The organism is Flavobacterium sp. AC105, assembly GCF_979258495.1.
In genome coordinates, this window is sequence record NZ_OZ409860.1 from 1,368,091 (window position 1) to 1,385,775 (window position 17,685).

General features: G+C 34.0%; 14 protein-coding genes and 3 tRNA genes. 10 read left to right on the forward strand and 7 right to left on the reverse strand.

The window, feature by feature from the left end; translation table 11 throughout:
* Positions 1 to 9: 9 nt before the first annotated feature.
* The 5 genes from ACZ0AH_RS06170 (at position 10) to ACZ0AH_RS06190 (ending at position 6,645) form a co-directional block, all read left to right on the forward strand.
* On the forward strand, positions 10 to 1,608 hold the full coding sequence (locus tag ACZ0AH_RS06170) for a RagB/SusD family nutrient uptake outer membrane protein (RefSeq protein WP_463474945.1): 1,599 nt from the start codon (positions 10 to 12) through the stop codon (positions 1,606 to 1,608).
* Positions 1,609 to 1,626: 18 nt separating this feature from the next.
* Complete coding sequence (locus ACZ0AH_RS06175) at positions 1,627 to 2,682, forward strand: IPT/TIG domain-containing protein (protein WP_463474946.1); 1,056 nt, start codon at positions 1,627 to 1,629, stop codon at positions 2,680 to 2,682.
* Between the two features lie 88 nt (positions 2,683 to 2,770).
* Positions 2,771 to 4,006: a glycoside hydrolase family 27 protein gene (locus ACZ0AH_RS06180; RefSeq protein ID WP_463474947.1), complete on the forward strand. Its 1,236-nt coding sequence runs from the start codon at positions 2,771 to 2,773 to the stop codon at positions 4,004 to 4,006.
* A gap of 10 nt (positions 4,007 to 4,016) precedes the next feature.
* Entirely contained in the window at positions 4,017 to 4,982 is a 966-nt protein-coding gene (locus tag ACZ0AH_RS06185; RefSeq protein ID WP_463474948.1) for a glycoside hydrolase family 5 protein, read from the forward strand.
* A 589-nt stretch (positions 4,983 to 5,571) separates the two neighbouring features.
* Complete coding sequence (locus tag ACZ0AH_RS06190; RefSeq protein ID WP_463474949.1) at positions 5,572 to 6,645, forward strand: outer membrane beta-barrel protein; 1,074 nt, start codon at positions 5,572 to 5,574, stop codon at positions 6,643 to 6,645.
* A gap of 436 nt (positions 6,646 to 7,081) precedes the next feature.
* Here ACZ0AH_RS06190 and ACZ0AH_RS06195 read toward each other — a convergent pair whose 3' ends face one another.
* The 5 genes from ACZ0AH_RS06195 to ACZ0AH_RS06215 all read right to left on the reverse strand — a co-directional run bounded on the left by ACZ0AH_RS06195 (position 7,082) and on the right by ACZ0AH_RS06215 (position 12,684).
* On the reverse strand, positions 7,082 to 7,987 hold the full coding sequence (locus ACZ0AH_RS06195; RefSeq protein WP_463474950.1) for an N-acetylmuramoyl-L-alanine amidase: 906 nt from the start codon (positions 7,985 to 7,987) through the stop codon (positions 7,082 to 7,084).
* Positions 7,988 to 8,024: 37 nt separating this feature from the next.
* Positions 8,025 to 8,582 (reverse strand): hypothetical protein, encoded by a 558-nt coding sequence (locus ACZ0AH_RS06200; RefSeq protein ID WP_463474951.1) that lies wholly within the window; start codon positions 8,580 to 8,582, stop codon positions 8,025 to 8,027.
* A 37-nt stretch (positions 8,583 to 8,619) separates the two neighbouring features.
* Complete coding sequence (gene rimO / locus ACZ0AH_RS06205; RefSeq protein WP_463474952.1) at positions 8,620 to 9,933, reverse strand: 30S ribosomal protein S12 methylthiotransferase RimO; 1,314 nt, start codon at positions 9,931 to 9,933, stop codon at positions 8,620 to 8,622.
* Between the two features lie 230 nt (positions 9,934 to 10,163).
* Positions 10,164 to 11,666, reverse strand: a complete 1,503-nt coding sequence (locus ACZ0AH_RS06210) for an OmpP1/FadL family transporter (protein ID WP_463474953.1) — start codon at positions 11,664 to 11,666, stop codon at positions 10,164 to 10,166.
* A 43-nt stretch (positions 11,667 to 11,709) separates the two neighbouring features.
* Complete coding sequence (locus ACZ0AH_RS06215) at positions 11,710 to 12,684, reverse strand: hypothetical protein (protein WP_463474954.1); 975 nt, start codon at positions 12,682 to 12,684, stop codon at positions 11,710 to 11,712.
* Between the two features lie 101 nt (positions 12,685 to 12,785).
* Here ACZ0AH_RS06215 and proS point away from each other — a divergent pair, with 101 nt between their 5' ends.
* The 5 genes from proS (at position 12,786) to rpsT (ending at position 15,052) form a co-directional block, all read left to right on the forward strand.
* A complete protein-coding gene (gene proS, locus ACZ0AH_RS06220; protein WP_463474955.1) occupies positions 12,786 to 14,264 on the forward strand; it encodes a proline--tRNA ligase in 1,479 nt (492 codons plus the stop codon).
* 77 nt (positions 14,265 to 14,341) lie between these two features.
* Positions 14,342 to 14,413 (forward strand) — tRNA-Glu (locus ACZ0AH_RS06225).
* A gap of 46 nt (positions 14,414 to 14,459) precedes the next feature.
* A tRNA-Glu gene (locus tag ACZ0AH_RS06230) sits at positions 14,460 to 14,531 on the forward strand.
* Positions 14,532 to 14,575: 44 nt separating this feature from the next.
* Positions 14,576 to 14,647, forward strand: a tRNA-Glu gene (locus tag ACZ0AH_RS06235).
* A gap of 153 nt (positions 14,648 to 14,800) precedes the next feature.
* Positions 14,801 to 15,052, forward strand: coding sequence for a 30S ribosomal protein S20 (gene rpsT, locus ACZ0AH_RS06240; protein ID WP_017495211.1), 252 nt, complete (start codon positions 14,801 to 14,803; stop codon positions 15,050 to 15,052).
* A gap of 436 nt (positions 15,053 to 15,488) precedes the next feature.
* Here rpsT and ACZ0AH_RS06245 read toward each other — a convergent pair whose 3' ends face one another.
* The gene (locus ACZ0AH_RS06245; protein WP_463474956.1) at positions 15,489 to 15,902 is read right to left on the reverse strand and encodes a response regulator; all 414 of its coding nucleotides are present in this window, start codon (positions 15,900 to 15,902) and stop codon (positions 15,489 to 15,491) included.
* Positions 15,903 to 15,905: 3 nt separating this feature from the next.
* Positions 15,906 to 17,615 (reverse strand): PAS domain-containing sensor histidine kinase, encoded by a 1,710-nt coding sequence (locus ACZ0AH_RS06250; RefSeq protein WP_463474957.1) that lies wholly within the window; start codon positions 17,613 to 17,615, stop codon positions 15,906 to 15,908.
* Positions 17,616 to 17,685: the final 70 nt, after the last annotated feature.

The following is a 17,685-nucleotide window of genomic DNA, read 5'->3' on the forward strand; positions in this document are numbered from 1 at the left end:
CGTATTAATATGAAAAATATAATAAAAAGAAACAGTGTTATTGCTTTGACATTGTTGTTATTAATCTCATCGTCTTGTTCTCAGGACTTTCTGGATGTGCCTGCAGAAGGAACGCCTACAATAGGTAACTATTACGACTCAGATACAAAATTAGACAATGCAAGTAACGGATTATACGGTCTTGTGTGGTTTAATATGAATAAATCGGCTTTTTACGGTATTACCGATGTAATTTCTGGAAATATGTATGCAAGTCAATATAATGATTTTGGAAAATTCACCGATTTAAGCTTTACAAATTCACAGGCTTTTATTTCTGATGCCTGGAGATCTTGTTATGGAGCTGTTGCAAATTCAAACGCATACATTAATAATTTGCCTCAAAGTGTTGGGCCAAATGTGAGTAAAGAAGCCTTAAATAATGCGTTGGGAGAAGCCCATTTTATCAGAGCTTTTTCTTATTTCTTCTTAGTAAGATTATGGGGAAATGTGCCAATTATCGAAAACAATGCCGATTATTCTCAGAACTTTGTTGTTCCAAGTAATCCTGTTGAAGATGTTTACACTTTCATAGAAAATGATTTAAAATTTGCAATTGCCAATTTAAGATCTAAAAACAGAGGTTCTGATTATGCTGCAAATGCGCATGTTTCAAGCGGATCTGCAAAAGCTTTTTTAGCAAAAGTGTATTTGTATGAAAAAAAATATGAGCAATCAAGAGCATTAGCGCAGGAAGTTATCAATAGCGGAGAGTTTAAATTATTAGGAGGCGAAGAATTGCCAACAAAATCTTTTGCTGATTTATTCTTGCAGAAAAATAATAATAACGAAGAATCCATTTTTGCATGGCAATGGACAGGAGCCGGAACTTATTTTGAAGGTAACTTTTCAAATACATTATTTGCTCCTGAAAACAGATTGGTAGAAACTACTTATTCTGGTCAAATTGCGCCATCTCAGGATTTAATTCATAATGTTTTCGAAAATGGAGATAAAAGACGTGCAGAAACATTCATGTTACCGGGAGATTTTTATCCAAACTTAACATATGCACAAACGCTTGATGTAGATTCGCCACTAATTTTAGGATATACATTTGCTCTTGAAAATGAAGCCCAAAACTCAGGTGCAGGATTGAAAAAATATGTAATCGGAAAAGAAAATTTACCAATAACAGGACCGTTCAATGCACCGTTTAACGGAGAAAGCAGTATGAATAGTTATATGATGCGTTATGCCGAATTACTATTAATTCATGCCGAAGCCATATTAGGCTCACAAACAGGAAGTACGTCTGACCCAATGGCACTTAAATCGTATAATGCAGTTCGCAAAAGAGCAGGTTTAGCAGCAAAATCAACCATTTCTTTTGATGATATTTTCAGAGAAAGACGTGCAGAATTAGCTTGCGAAGGAGATTATTATTTCGACTTAGGGCGTTTGCCTTTCGATAAAGCAAAAGCAATATTAGAAGCACAAAACAGAGGAGATAAAGAAATAGAAAAACACATATCAATTTCGGCAACCAATCTTTTATTGCCTTACCCGGCAGACGATTTGATTAAAAATCCAAAATTGAAAGAAGTAGCACCGTATACTTTTAAATAATTTTTTAAAAATAAAAATATGAAAAATATAAAAATTGTTTCGTTAACGGCATGTATGGCATGGATGTTATCTTTAATGCTTTTTAGTTCATGCTCAAATGATGACAGTGCTTCGGTTTATTCTGGTGGTCCGGTTATTGAGTCAGTAATGCCTTCAGGTTATGATCTTGATGGAAATCTTAAACCGTTAACTCCGGTTACAATTGGAGATCCAAAGAATTATTATGTTATTCACGGAAAAGGTTTATTAGGTACAAAAAAGGTTTATTTTAATGATTTCGATACGTATTTCAGACCAACTTTTGTAACAGATACAGATATCATTGTATTAATTGATGAAAATACGCCTTATGCCAACGCATCAAATAAATTAAAAGTTGTAACAGATAAAGGAACCGTTCTTTATGATTTTATGGTTGCTCCTCCAGTACCAACATTTAGTGGTTTCAATTTTATAAATTGTGCCGAAGGAGATCAGGTTACCATAAAAGGAAAATATTTCCTGAATCCTGTAGTTACACTTGCAAAAACGGCAACACAACCAGAAGTTCCGGTAACGGTAATATCTTCTACTTTAGAAGAAATTGTGGTAAAAATACCGGCAAATGCAGATAAAAGATATTTAGCAGTAACCAATATTTCCGGAACTGCGACATCACTTGAAGCGATAGGAACTGCTCTTTATGACGATAAATTATACGGAATGGAATGGGGTGGACCTTGGTCTGGTAAAGGAGTTAATTTTGATTTTGGTGGAGATTCTTACCAGGGAGAAAAATCATGGCAGTGGGCTTTTGGTCAATGGGATGGAGGAAACTGGGGCTTTAATGTTGACATGACGCCATACAAAGCCATGAGAATTGCGGTAAAAGGCGGTAAAAATGGTCAGGTTAATTTTAGTGTAAACGGCGGACCAAACTATGTAATTCCTGTTACAACTACATGGGTTTATATGGAAATTCCGTTAAGCAAATTAGGAAATCCAACAAGTGTTACAATGCTTACATTTCAGGAATCAAATAATGACGGCGGTAATATCGTATTGTTTGATGATATAGGATTTGTATTAAAATAAAAAATATTGCTTTTTGAGTTAGTTTCAGATATTCCCTAATTGAAAAATTAGGGAATATCTTTTTACAATACACTTAAATATAATAATAATGAAGAAAATTATTTTAGGACTTGCTTTCTGCGTTTCAGGTTTTGGTTTTAGCCAGGGAAACACACATACCCAGGCAGCAGGTAAATTTGAAGGTTTAGCAATGACGCCGCCAATGGGCTGGAATTCATGGAATACGTTTGAAACCAATATCGACGAAAAATTAGTTAAAGAAACAGCAGATATTATGGTATCATCCGGAATGTCCGCCGCAGGATATACTTATATTGTACTTGATGATGGCTGGATGACAAAAGAACGTGATGCAAATGGAGATTTAGTTCCGGATCCGGTTAAATTTCCTAACGGAATGAAAACTGTAATTGATTATGTACACAGTAAAGGTTTAAAATTTGGATTGTACAATTGCGCAGGAACACAAACTTGTGCCGGTTATCCGGGAACACGTGGTTATGAATATCAGGATGCCCGTTTTTATGCGAAACTCGGAATAGATTTCTTGAAATACGATTGGTGCAATACGCAGGGAATTACGGCTAAAGAAGCTTATACAACAATGAGTAATGCGCTTAAAACTGCCGGAAAACCTATTGTGTTTAGTCTTTGCGAATGGGGAGATAATCAACCTTGGGAATGGGGAAAACCAGTTGGAAACCTTTGGAGGATTTCCGGAGATATTTATCCTTGTTTTGATTGTGAATTCAAACATGAAGAAGGAAACTGGTCGTCTTGGGGGTTTATGAAGATTATCGAAATGCGAAAAGATATTCGTAAATATTCAGGTCCGGATCATTGGAATGATTTTGATATGATGGAAGTTGGTGACGGAATGACAAACACGGAAGATAAAGCGCATTTTACAATGTGGTCTATGATGGCGTCGCCGTTAATTGCCGGAAATGATTTCAGAAAAATGTCAAAAGAAACTCTGGCAATTTTAACTAATAAGGAATTGATTGCCGTAAATCAGGATAAATTAGGCGTTCAGGGTTTTAAATATTCGGCAGAAGAAGGATTAGAAGTTTGGGTAAAGCCTTTGTCAGATGGAAATTGGGCGATTACTTTCTTAAACAGAAGCGATGTTGCTAAAAAGATTAACTTCGATTGGAAAAAACATACTATCAAAGATGCTGATTTTGGTTATGAAGCCGACTTCAATAAAACAGTTTTTAAATTAAAAGATCTTTGGAAAAATAAAGAAATCGGAAACACAAAAAAGAATTTTGTTGCTGATATTGCTTCTCATGATGTAATTACGCTTAAATTAATCCCTTAAATCTATTGTTATGAAATCACAAACTAAATTTTTCACTATTACCTTATTATTGATGTTTTGTATTTCAAAAGCACAATTTGTCAAAAATCATGGACAGCTTAGCGTCAGAGGAACTCAATTGGTAGACAAAAACAATAATCCAATAGTATTACGCGGATTGAGTTTTGGATGGCATAGCATGTGGCCGAGGTTTTATAATGAAAAAGCAGTTAGTTGGTTAAAAAAAGATTTTAATTGCAATATTGTGCGCGCTGCAATGGGTATTGAGTTAGGAGAATGGTCTTATATAAAGGATCCGCAATTTGCAAAAGATAAAATAGAGGCAGTTGTAAACGGCGCAATAAAATCGGATATATATGTAATCATAGATTGGCACAGTCATAATATTAATCTGAATGAAGCGAAAGACTTTTTTGGTGAGATGTCTAAAAAGTATGCGAAATATCCAAACATTATATATGAGGTTTTTAATGAGCCGGATTATGAGAGCTGGTCACAAGTTAAGGAATACGCCGAAGAAGTAATCAAGGTAATTAGGGAGAATGATCCAAATAATGTTATTTTGGTTGGTTGTCCGCATTGGGATCAGGATGTTGATCTTCCCGCAGAAGATCCAATCAGAGATTATGATAATTTAATGTATACCATGCATTTTTATGCAGCAACACACGGCAAAGAATTAAGAGACAGAACAGATGATGCTATAAAAAGCGGTTTGCCTATTTTTATTTCTGAATCTGCCGGAATGGAAGCTTCCGGAGACGGACCGCTTAATATGAAAGCATGGCAGGAATATATAGATTGGATGGAATCGAAAAAACTGAGTTGGATTACCTGGTCAGTTTCTGATAAAGACGAAACATGCTCTATTTTGCAAAAATCGGCAAAATCCGAAGGAAAGTGGAAAGATGAAGATTTAAAAGAATCTGGAATTAAAGTTCGTGAGTTTTTAAGAAAATACAATACACAAGAATAAACGAGTTATATTATGTATCAAAAAGCCTGTTCAGATTTGAACAGGCTTTTTTGTTTGAAATTGTAAAATTTATGCATTTATATATTGCTGTTATTAAAGTATAGAGTTTTTATTTTTGTAGGAATTTTGATGATTAATTTTTTCATTCTTATAATGGCTAATTCTTAAGTGCTGCTTTTTATTTATTTTATTTATTTTTATGATTACCCCTATTTTTTATAGGGGTATTTATTTTTAAAATGTTTTTTATGTGTGTTTTTTGGTTGTTTGTGTGATATTTTTCGATGTATGTTGATTTTTTAAGGCGTGTTTGATTAAAAACGTGTTATTGAATTTTCAAAAATAAATCCGATATAATGTCAAATCACGATTATTGTTAAAATAATTTTTGTAATCCATAATTCTCGCCGTAAAACGGCAAAAAAGTAGATTTGAATTCTTCTACTCATACAAAAGTTAATAAATTCGCTAATGAAAATGAAGAGGTTTTAGGGGGAGAATGAGAGGTTTTAGAAACGACTTATACTATTAAATAGATATATAAAAGATTAACTAACCAGAATCAATTAATAACTAAAAACCAATTAAAATGAAAAAAGTATTACACATTATTGCCGCGATGTTAACAAGTTCTTTTGCCTTTGCCCAGGATGATACTGAGACTCCGGTTTCACCAGCAACCACTTGGGGAGGGTCAGCAGATGCTTATTATAAATATGATTTTTCTAAACAAATGAACGGATTGACGAGCTTTACCAACTCTCAGGATTCATTTGAATTAGGAATGGCATCAGTTCAGGCAGCGCATACATTCGGAAAAGCTTCTGTTTTTGTAGATTTAGGTTTCGGAAAAAGAGCAGGAGAATTTTCATATAATGAAACAACAGATAAAGATATAAATGCTAAATTTTTAATAAAACAATTGTATTTCACATATCAAATTACAGATGAATTTAAAGTTGTTGCCGGTAGTTTTAGTACTCATATTGGCTATGAAGTAGTAGATGCCATTGGTAATAAAAACTACAGTATGTCATATGCGTTTTCATACGGGCCATTCTTTAATACCGGGGTAAAAGCACAGTATACATCTGGAAAATTCACAGCTATGTTTGGTATAACAAATCCAACTGATTTTAAATCGGCTATGGATGCAGGTTCTACTCAAAAAACATACATAGGACAAGTAGGATATGTTGGTGAAACAGGAAGTGCTTATTTGAATTTTACTTCAGGAAGCAGTAATCCATCTTCTACTGATAATAAATCACAATTTGATTTAGTGGCATCAAAAACAATAAGTGATGCTTTCGCAGTTGGATTTAATGCTACTTATGCTAAAACCAAAAACGACATTTCGAGTGTTGATGACGGAGAATGGTTTTCATTAGTAGGATATGCGAATTATTCATTTAAACCATCATTATCGTTGGCATACAGAATTGAATATTTCGATGCAAAAGATGCAGCTCCGAGCTTTGGAGTTTTAACAGGATCCAGCGTATTTGCTAATACTGTTTCATTAAATTACAAAGTAGGGAAATTAACTATAATCCCTGAGTTAAGATACGATGCTGCGTCAGAAGATATCTTTTTAGATAGTGATGCTAATCCAACAGGAGGATCATTCTTCGGATTAATTGCTACAACATACTCTTTCTAGAGATAAAGATTGATATTTTTTTTTTTTTGGAGCTGTCGAAACATATTAATGTTTTGGCAGCTTTTTTATTTGATTTTATTGTGGTTGTTTTTTGCCACTCCCAATAGCTATCGGGATAATGGATTTAAAAGATTATTCTAAGTGTTTCTTTTTGCCACAAATTGCTCGGATTGGCACAAATTAAATTCATATAGTTTGGCTTTAGATTCAAAGAATTAAAAATTATTCTAGGTTGTTTTTTTAACCACAAATTACACGAATTAGCGCAAATTAAAACACCACAGTTTAGATTATAAAAGGAAGAAGACTATAAATTTGTGAATTCATGGCTAAAAAAAATTCACGGGCAAACTTTTTAATATTCGATTTTGTTGGAATAAAAAAACGCGTTTCTAAATGTCTAGAAACGCGTTTTGTATTTTGTATGAATTCTTTCTTATTGAAGTTGTTTTTTATAAATCGAGTAGATTGTATCGATTGTTTTTCGGTCTAAAGTAGCAGTTACATCAGTCTGAATATAATGTAATTTAAATGCCATAATCGCCGCCGAGAGATTTTTTGTATTATAACCTATAATTCTCAAAGCCTGTTCAATTTTAAAATCAAACGGAGCTTCTTCTAAAACTTCATCCGGCCAGATTCCAAATCCTTTTTCTGCTAATGTTTTCCAAGGGAATAAAGCACTTGGATCTTGCTTTCTTCCCGGAGAAATATCAGCATGTCCTAATATGTTTTGAGTCGGAATATTATAATCTTTTTTCAGTTTTGTCAAAAGCGCTACTAAACTGCTAATTTGTGCTTCAGTAAAAGGTTTAAATCCATTGTTGTCAAGTTCAATCCCGATAGAAGATGAATTTAAATCCGTATTTTTCCCCCAGGTAGATGCGCCTGCGTGCCACGCTCTTAAGTAATCATTCAGCATCTGAACCACTTTTCCGTTTTCAGAAATCACATAATGAGCGCTTACCTGAGTTTTAGTCATAGTAAACGTTTTAATAGTCTGCTGTATAGAATCCTGTGCCGTATGGTGAATAATAATAAAGCTGGGTTTTCTTAAATTAAAATTTACAGTTCCAACCCATTCCGTATTAATGCCGTTTAATAAAGCTGTAGATCCGGTTTTTGATAAAGTATCTTTTATAATGCCTAATTGCTGTGCATAAGAAGTATCAATAACAACAGGACTAATTGGCGGAATTGGCTGAGGTTCTTTGCTGGTAATTTGATTCTCTAAATTTTTAAGCTGTTGGTCGTAAGCTTTTTCAGTATGTTTATAAGGATTTGTAGAGCAAGAGGTAATAATAATTGCTAAAATCAGATAACAAAAAAGTTTTTTTGCCATGGTTTTTTACATTTTTAATAGATGGAGTTTCAAAAAATTATTCTTTTGTTGCGTCCGTATCTTTGATTTCTTCTTTAGGTTCTTCCTTTTGATCTTTTTTCTTTTTTGATTTAGTTTTTTTGATTTCTTTAAAACTGGCCATAAAAGCAGTGTATTTTTCCACTTGGTCCGGATTCAAAAAAGCAGTTATTTTTTTATTAGTACTTTCTCTCAAAGCTTTAATTTGCTCAATTTTTTGATCCTGATTACTGCTTTCGTTTTTTAATAGAATACCTTGTTCTCTTAAACTGTCAGCCAAAACATTTGTAATTGCAATTGCTTGCAGTTCATCAAGCTTAACCTCAGGCGTCATTTGTTCTACAATTTTCCCGGCAGTTTCTTCTGCTGGTATTTCTTTAGGCTTTTGGGCACCTTGTGGTTGTTGACCTGGAACCATGCTTCTGTCCATTCCGCTGCCGCCTCTTCCGCCGTAACCTCCGCCGCCATAACCTCCGCCTCCGTAACCATTATTATATCCGTTTCCGTATTGAGCCGAAACAGAATTGAAACAGAATAGGGTGAAAACCAAAAGGAATAAAAATTGTGTAGGTTTCATAATGTCTTTATCTAAAATTGATTTGTTTAGCGTAAATTTAAGCAGGTTCTCCGTATAAATCAAATTCTGTTGCTTCTATTATTCTAATATTAACAAAATCACCTGTTTTTACGTAATGTTTAGAGGCATCTATTAAAACTTCGTTATCAACATCAGGGCTATCAAACTCAGTTCTGCCCACAAAATGTGCACCTTCTTTTCTGTCAATAATACATTTATATACTTGACCAACTTTTTCCTGATTCAAATCCCATGAAATTTGAGATTGTAACTCCATGATTTCATTAGCTCTTGCTTGTTTTACATCGTCCGGAACATCATCTTCCAATAAATAAGCATGTGTATTTTCTTCATGAGAATAAGCGAAACATCCCATTCTGTCAAATTTCATTTCCTGAACGAAATCTTTCAAAATTTCAAAATCTTCCTGAGTTTCTCCGGGATATCCAACGATTAAAGTAGTTCTGATGGCCATTCCGGGAACAGCAGCACGAAAATCTTTCAACAGTTGAGTTGTTTTAGCCTGAGTTGTACCACGACGCATAGATTTCAAAATAGAATCTGAAATATGCTGCAACGGAATATCAATATAATTACAAATTTTTGGCTCGCGTTTCATTACTTCCAAAACATCCATTGGAAAACCAGTAGGGAAGGCATAATGCAAACGAATCCATTCAATACCTTCAACTTTTACCAAAGCTTCTAAAAGTTCAGCAAGATTTCTCTTTTTATAAAGATCAAGTCCGTAATACGTTAAATCCTGCGCGATTAAGATTAATTCTTTAACGCCATTTTTAGCTAAACCTTCAGCTTCTTTAACTAATTTCTCGATAGATTGAGAAACGTGTTTGCCACGCATTAACGGAATCGCACAAAAACTGCAAGGTCTGTCGCATCCTTCGGCAATTTTTAAATAAGCATAGTTTTTTGGAGTAGTCGTTAAACGCTCTCCTAATAATTCATGTTTATAATCGGCTCCTAAAGCTTTCAATAATTGAGGTAATTCAGTTGTACCAAAATATTGATCTACGTTCGGAATTTCTTTTTCTAAATCTGGTCTGTAACGTTCAGATAAACATCCTGTTACAAAAACCTTGTCCACAAGTCCTTTGTCTTTTTTATCAGCATATTCCAAAATCATATTTACTGATTCTGCTTTGGCATTGTCAATAAAACCGCAAGTGTTGATTACGATAATGTTTCCTTCTCTTTCTGCAGGAGCTTCATGTTCAACTTCTTTTCCGTTTGCACGAAGCTGACCCATAAGGACTTCACTATCATATACATTTTTCGAACACCCAAGAGTGATTACGTTAATTTTGTTCTTTTTTAAAGACTTGGTTCTCATACTTTTATAAATTGGAGTGCAAAATTACACTTTTTTATTCAAACAGCGCTTGTTTCCGTTTCTTTTAGATGTTTTTTATGAAGCTTCCTGATAGCTTTTGGAACTGTCTGTTCGTTATATCTTTTGTATCTGCCGTTGGCGGACACAAAAGGATGTCACTTCCATCAGGGCTAAAAAAAATCCGTCAGGCAGAAACCTGACGGAAATTCAATTCATATATTTATTCTTAATTACAATTCAAATAATAAAGTCAAAGTAACATTGTTTAGTTTTGATGTAATATTAGCTCCATCAGTAAATCCGGTAGCAAAAAATCCTTGATTTGATTTTCTTTCCAGATAAGAATATGCTAAATCTACTTTTGTTCCTCCAAAATTATATCCTAAACCTCCGGAATAACTGTTTAAATCCCCAATCGTAGTTCCGTTTTTATAAGGACTGCCTTCAAAACGATAACCGCCACGTAGGCTTAATCGGTTTATTTTATATTCAGCACCAACTCTTAATTCTCCATTGCTGGTCAGTTGATTGCTCATATCGTTATTAACTCCTCTGAAACCTGCGTCACTTGTAGGTTTATATTTTGTGTTTCCGTAATCTTTAATAGAATAATCAACGCTAATTAATCCTGATTTTCCAAATACATAAGCACCGCTAAAAGTAAATTTACCTGGAGTTTGCAAAGTATAAGGCTCATATACATTTATAATATTTGGATTTACATCTGCAAAAAGTTCAGGGCTATTTGCAGCTTGTCTGGTTGTATAAACACTTTGTGAAACTTCATCATATAGTTCATACCAAGTGTTTGATTCGTAAGCTAATCCAAGTCTGAAAGCTTCAGTAACTTTGGCGATTGCTCCTAATTGAAAAGAGAAGCCATTACCATATGTATATAGTTCATTATTGAATCTTAAATCAGAAATCGTTTCTTGCGAAGTAAGATCATTGTTGTTGTATTCATAAAAGCTGCTTGATCTTCTATAATCTGTAATGTGTACATTTAAGTTTGCCCCCAGAAAAATGCGGTCTTTGTATGAAGTTGCAATGTTAAAGCTTAATTTACTATTGTATCCCCTGGCGTAAATTTCATTTTCCTGATAGTAATTCCCTCCTGTAGGGACGTTAGAGTTATATTGTGTGTTACTGTTATTATCAATGGCAGGATTTATTATAAAACCATTATAACCCAGATAAGCCTGTTGCTCATCATAAAATTGATCTCTGTAAGGTATATTTTTAATGTCGCCCAAAGGAATTCCGTTAGCATAAGCTAAAAAATAGTTTGCTACAGAATTTGGATTACTTCCAACAGAGAAGGTATTGCTGTCAAAATTATTGGTATTTTCATAAGTTGCCCCAATTACAACTTTATTCCATCCATTATTCGGGTTTCTGTCTTTGAAAACAAAAATACCACCAGCCTGATTCAGGATGAACGAATTGTCTTTGTTTTGAGTTTGGTTTCCATTAAGATAAATAGAGTTATTAGCAAGATTTTGATTGCTTAATGTTAAACCAACCTGATTGTTGTTGAATACAGCAGATCCTGCAGGGTTTACAGTTATAGAAGATAAATCTCCTCCAACAGCTCCAAAAGCACCACTCATGGCTCTGAATCTTGCAGTTCCTGTTAAATTGTCCTGCGAGTAGCGAACAGCATCTGACACTTCTTGTGAATGTGAGACGCTAAAAGTTAGTCCTGTAATAAATAGGAAGAATATTTTTTTCATTAGGTAAGTTTTTTAATGTGATTTTTGATTTGCAAAGAAGTGGTTATCTTCTTCCGCCTCCTCCGCCACCGCCATATGATCTTCCTCCGCCACCGCCACCGCCGCCAGACGATCTCATGCTTCCGCCACCACCGCTATTCATAGAACGAGATGGGCTAGGAGAGTAGCTTCTTGATGAGTTGCTGTTACCGTTGTTGTAGTTGTAACTTCTGTTGGTAGTAGCTGCGCTTGATCTTCCGCCAGAATAGTCATAACCATTACTTGCGGTACCTCTTCTATTAGTAAAAGTTGGGCTAGTGTTGTATGTTCTTCCATTTACAGAAGAATTTCTTCTGTAATCTGAGTAACCGTTTGATCTGTTAGTGTAGCTTCTGTTGGTAGTATAGTTTCTATTGGTGTAATTTCTGTTTGTGTAAGATCCTCTATTGGTGTAGTTTCTGTTGTAAGCATAATTTCTTCCGCCGTAGTAAGCTGCAGATCCTCTTCTGCCATAGTTGTAAGCGTAATTGTTATATCCGTAGTAACCTCCACCCCAATATCCGGGATATCCCCATCCAGGTCCCCAATATCCCGGGTATCCCCAAGCATATCCTGGGTAACCCCAATAACCTCCGTAACCCCATCCATAATAAGGGTATCCAAATCCTAAACCAAATGACCATGAAGGGTTAGAGTAAACATTTACGGCAACGTCTGAATTTGCACTTCCCCAAGCTGGGTAAGCTGCTGTGGCAGTTTGTGTGCTGTCATTTTCAGCATAATTACCATAACTGTCAACATCTGTAAAAATTTCAGTTGGCTGATTGTCGTCTTGTAATGATTTAAAGTAATCCTTATATTGATTATTAGTGTTTGTGGTATTTGTTTGAGCGTACGTTCTTTGTGAACCACCATATACTCCATCATTATCCTGATACGATGTATTTTGGTAAGAACCACATGACGTTACTAGAAAACTCAATAATCCAAATAGGTATAGATAACTTGAGTTTTGGCGAAGAGAAATAGAAGTTTTCATATCTGTGGTGTTTTTTATTGTTGCACATTACAAAAATAGTTAGTTTTGTGGAACTATTTAGTTAAAATTATTAAAACAAAATTTGTGCCAAACTATTCAATATGAGTAAGAACCTCACTACAAGATCAGAAGATTATTCAAAGTGGTATAACGAGCTGGTTGTTAAAGCAGATCTAGCCGAAAATTCAGGAGTTAGAGGATGTATGGTTATTAAACCATACGGATATGCTATTTGGGAAAAAATGCAAGCTGAGTTAGATCGAATGTTTAAAGAAACAGGGCATCAAAATGCGTACTTCCCTTTATTTGTGCCTAAAAGCATGTTTGAAGCTGAGGAAAAAAATGCAGAAGGATTTGCGAAAGAATGTGCTATTGTAACACATTACAGATTAAAAAATGATCCAGATAAACCCGGAAAACTGATGGTTGATCCGAATGCTAAATTAGAGGAAGAACTTATTGTTCGTCCAACAAGTGAAGCAATTATTTGGTCTACATATAAAGGATGGGTGCAATCTTATAGAGATTTGCCTTTATTGATTAACCAATGGGCAAATGTGGTGCGCTGGGAAATGCGTACGCGTTTGTTTTTAAGAACTGCTGAGTTTTTATGGCAGGAAGGGCACACCGCTCATGCTACAAAGGCAGAAGCTTTGGAGGAATCTGAAAAAATGATGAATGTTTATGCCGATTTTGCAGAAAACTTTATGGCGATTCCTGTGGTAAAAGGTATAAAAACCGAAACAGAACGTTTTGCTGGTGCAGATGAAACGTATTGTATTGAAGCATTGATGCAGGACGGAAAAGCATTACAAGCCGGAACTTCTCACTTTTTAGGTCAGAATTTTGCAAAAGCATTTGATGTGAAGTTTGCCAACGCCGAAGGAAAACAAGAACACGTTTGGGGAACTTCATGGGGAGTTTCTACTCGTTTGATGGGGGCTTTGGTTATGACACATTCTGATGATCAGGGATTGGTTTTGCCTCCTAATTTGGCGCCAATACAAGTTGTGATTGTTCCGATTTATAAAACAGATGAACAATTGGCAGAAATTACTGTTGCGGTTAATGAATTAACTGCCAAGTTGAAAAAATTGAAGATTTCAGTTAAATATGATGACAGAACGACTCAAAAACCAGGATTCAAATTTGCTGAATGGGAATTGAAAGGAGTTCCTGTTCGAATTGCTGTTGGTCCAAAAGATTTAGAAAACGGAACTTTTGAGGTTGCAAGACGTGATACTTTGACAAAAGAGGTTGTTTCAGCAGAAGGAATTATAAATTATGTAAACGATCTGTTAGAACAGATTCAAAGCGATTTATTTAATAAAGCATTAGAGTATCGTAATACTCATATTACCGAAGTAAATAGTTTTGAGGAGTTTAAAGAAGTTTTAGAAGGTAAAGCAGGTTTTGTGTCGGCTCATTGGGATGGTACTGCTGCTACCGAAGAGAAGATAAAAGACTTGACAAAAGCGACAATTCGCTGCATACCTTTAGATAGCAAAGAAGAGGCGGGAACCTGTGTATTTACTGGGAATCCTTCTTCAAAAAGAGTGCTGTTTGCAAAGGCATATTAATTTTTTTTAATTTTTTTTACATCAGGTATTGTACATCTTAAAAATAGTTGTATTTTTGCATCCGCATTAGAGAAGCAGGCCCGTTCGTCTATCGGTTAGGACGCATGGTTTTCATCCATGTAAGAGCGGTTCGATTCCGCTACGGGCTACTACTTTTTTACTGCAAATTGTTCTTGAAATACTGAGAATTAAAATGGCCCGTTCGTCTATCGGTTAGGACGCATGGTTTTCATCCATGTAAGAGCGGTTCGATTCCGCTACGGGCTACAATAATACCTCTATTTAAATATAGAAAAACTTAGAAGAATGTTGGTCTGTTCGTCTAGGGGTTAGGACTCCAGGCTTTCGTCCTGGTAACAGGGGTTCGATTCCCTTACAGACTACAAATTAGTTGTAAATAAGTTTTGTAAAATAAAAATTGGTGTCTCGATTTTTGTTTTATTAGTTAAAACCAAAGTGATTGTTTTGCAATTGTGGGAGGTTTTTCTTTTTTAACTAGTATTTATAATAATTATTACATCTAAAATTAAAAGAAAATGGCAAATCATAAGTCAGCATTAAAAAGAATCAGAAGTAACGAAAAAAGAAGAGTTCTTAACAGATATCAACATAAAACTACTCGTAACGCTATTAAAGCATTAAGATTAGCTACTGATAAAGCTGATGCTTCTTCAAAATTATCAACTGTTATTTCTATGATTGATAAATTAGCTAAAAAGAACATTATTCATGATAATAAAGCTTCTAACCTGAAGTCTAAATTAACGAAACATGTTGCTAAATTGTAATTAATTACAATTTCCTAATATATAAAAAAAAGTCCTCTTTTAGAGGACTTTTTTTGTTTTATAGCAGAGTAAAACTCCAGTTTTTAAAATCCCAAACTCCAGGATTAGAAACTTTATCCAGTTTTGTATTATTTAAAATTATGAATTTTTGAATCAATCCTAAAACTTGTAGAGAAAAAATACCACAGAGAACGCAAATTTTTTTAATATGCTAAGTTTAGTAAAACACAAAATTCACAAAGCTTTGCGGACTTAGATTGTGTGAACACAACTTAAATCTTAGTGAACTCTGCAAAAAAAACCTTAGCGTTCTCTGCGTTAAATATATGGAGTTAATTTTTTAATGTTTCCCTACAACATTTAGCGTACAGTCCGACCCGAAGGGAAACGCCATTATTAATATTATGAAAAGAAATGATTTCTGAATAGATTTCTTCTAGATTTCGATTTTCTTTTTAAGATATTCCAACATAGGTTGTGTAATTGGTTTAGACAGGAAATCGATAATTATAGGGTATTTTTTTGCTTTGGCAAGATCATCAGGATCAATTGTTGATGATAATACGATTACACTAGCTTTGTTAAATTCAGCGTAATCTACAGAAGTAAAATGATCTAAAAATTCCCAACCTCCCATTACAGGCATATTTAAATCTAAAAAAATCAGCTCCGGTTTTTTGTTTACCTTGTTTTTATTGTTGGTATATTTTAAGGTGTTAAAATGATGCAATGCTTCTTCGCCATTTTGTGCCGTAATAATTTCGTTTGAAAATAAAGATTTCGAAATTACTTTTTTGCACAACATTAACGTGATTGGGTCGTCGTCAATGCATAAAATTTGCTGAAGCATATATTAATTTTTAAAAATTATTGTAAATGTTGTTCCTTTATTGACTTCGCTGTCAATACTAATAGTTCCTCCCATGGTTTCTACCTGTGATTTTACAAGATATAAGCCTAAACCTTTGCTGTCCGGGTAATTATGAAATCTTTGATATAATCCGAAAACTTTATCCCGATTTCTTTCTAAATCAATTCCTATCCCGTTGTCTTTGAACGTTAAGATTGCTTTATGATCTATTTGTTCTGCTGTAATAGATATTTTTAGCTTTCTATTTTCCGATTTGTATTTTATGGAATTAGTGAGCAAATTAAGTAAAATACTTTCAATATAAGCTTTGTTTGTGTTTAATAATGGAACCTTATCAAATTTAAGTTTAATAATTGGTTTGTGTAATTCGATTTGAAAAGACAATTGACTGAAAACATTTTCAAATACTTCTTTTAAGGAAACCTCTTCTTTTTGCATTGAAGGATTGTCCTTGATGATGATAACTTTTACTAAATCATTGATTGTTTCATTTAATAAATGTGTGGATTTGTTGAAGCCTGCCAGAATTTCTTCCAGCTCGGAATTTTCAAAGGGAATGTCTTCAATAAGATTTAAAAGTCCGATTAAATTAGATAATGGGGCTCTTAAATTATGTGATGTAATGTATGAAAATTGCTTTAAATCTTTATTATTCTGTGTTAATTCACGTATAAGATGTTCTTTTTCTGTTTCTAATTTTTTCTCGTCAGTTATATCTCTCTGAATAGAAATCCAGTGCGAAATAATCCCTTCGTTATTAAAAATAGGAATCATAGAAAACCGAACCCAATATTCTTCTTTATTTTTGGTATATGTAATGGTTTCTATTAAACATTCTTCTTCGTTTTTTATAGCCCGCAACAATTTTTTTAATTCTTCGGAGTCAGATTTCGGACCTTTAAAAATATTAGGCGATTTTCCGATTATTTCATTGGATAAATATCCTGACATTTGTGAAAATGCCGGATTGACGTATACTATTTTCGGAATTCTGCGATTTGCTGAATTGGCTTCTGTAATTAATATGGAATCTTTAGATTGTGTAATTACGGTTTCTAATAGTTTTAATCGCTGTTCTTCTTCTTTTTGTTTGGTAATATCCTGAATCGCTCCGATCATTCTGATAGCTCTTCCGTTTTCATCTTTTAATAGAAAACCTCTGTCCAAAACATATTTGTAAGTTCCGTCAGCACATCTAAAACGATATTGATCCTGCCATTTTTCTGTTTTTTGCTCTATAAAAGAGTATAGTTTAATAGACATTCTGATGCTGTCTTCGGGGTGAATTTTGTCAAACCACCATTTTGAAGTTTTTCCAACTTCTGCTGGATTGTAACCAAAAATAACTTCAATTCCTTTGTTCCAATTAATGCTGTCTTCCTGAATTTTCCAATCCCAAATTGTATCACTTGTTGCTTTTGCTACAATGTCATATTTTTCGTTCGATTCTTTGATTTCTTCATTTGTCTCTTTTAATTTTTCGAAAACTGCCGCATTTTTGCTTTCGTTTTTAGAGAGTATATATCTGAAAACGAAGCCTGTAGTTAGGATAAAAAAGATGTCTTTTATGAAAAAAAGGTAAAAATATTCTGCTTTGGAAAAGTAAGTAGTAAGTAATTTATGACAAGCTGCTGCCATAAATAACGATATGATAACGTAAACTAGAGTAATTTGGAGAGTTTTACTTTTCATTACTCAAATATAGTTAAATTAACTATAATTAAACAATAACAAAAGTTCATTTTAGACTTAAATTTACACT

What these genes read in the sequence shown, in the direction of transcription:
- ACZ0AH_RS06210 (WP_463474953.1), bottom strand. Translation starts at nt 11,666, where the DNA reads ATGAAAAAAATATTCTTCCTATTTATTACAGGACTAACTTTTAGCGTC.
- ACZ0AH_RS06185 (WP_463474948.1), top strand. Translation starts at nt 4,017, where the DNA reads ATGAAATCACAAACTAAATTTTTCACTATTACCTTATTATTGATGTTT.
- ACZ0AH_RS06215 (WP_463474954.1), bottom strand. Translation starts at nt 12,684, where the DNA reads ATGAAAACTTCTATTTCTCTTCGCCAAAACTCAAGTTATCTATACCTA.
- rimO (WP_463474952.1), bottom strand. Translation starts at nt 9,933, where the DNA reads ATGAGAACCAAGTCTTTAAAAAAGAACAAAATTAACGTAATCACTCTT.
- ACZ0AH_RS06170 (WP_463474945.1), top strand. Translation starts at nt 10, where the DNA reads ATGAAAAATATAATAAAAAGAAACAGTGTTATTGCTTTGACATTGTTG.
- ACZ0AH_RS06180 (WP_463474947.1), top strand. Translation starts at nt 2,771, where the DNA reads ATGAAGAAAATTATTTTAGGACTTGCTTTCTGCGTTTCAGGTTTTGGT.
- ACZ0AH_RS06200 (WP_463474951.1), bottom strand. Translation starts at nt 8,582, where the DNA reads ATGAAACCTACACAATTTTTATTCCTTTTGGTTTTCACCCTATTCTGT.
- ACZ0AH_RS06175 (WP_463474946.1), top strand. Translation starts at nt 1,627, where the DNA reads ATGAAAAATATAAAAATTGTTTCGTTAACGGCATGTATGGCATGGATG.
- proS (WP_463474955.1), top strand. Translation starts at nt 12,786, where the DNA reads ATGAGTAAGAACCTCACTACAAGATCAGAAGATTATTCAAAGTGGTAT.
- rpsT (WP_017495211.1), top strand. Translation starts at nt 14,801, where the DNA reads ATGGCAAATCATAAGTCAGCATTAAAAAGAATCAGAAGTAACGAAAAA.
- ACZ0AH_RS06195 (WP_463474950.1), bottom strand. Translation starts at nt 7,987, where the DNA reads ATGGCAAAAAAACTTTTTTGTTATCTGATTTTAGCAATTATTATTACC.
- ACZ0AH_RS06190 (WP_463474949.1), top strand. Translation starts at nt 5,572, where the DNA reads ATGAAAAAAGTATTACACATTATTGCCGCGATGTTAACAAGTTCTTTT.
- ACZ0AH_RS06250 (WP_463474957.1), bottom strand. Translation starts at nt 17,615, where the DNA reads ATGAAAAGTAAAACTCTCCAAATTACTCTAGTTTACGTTATCATATCG.
- ACZ0AH_RS06245 (WP_463474956.1), bottom strand. Translation starts at nt 15,902, where the DNA reads ATGCTTCAGCAAATTTTATGCATTGACGACGACCCAATCACGTTAATG.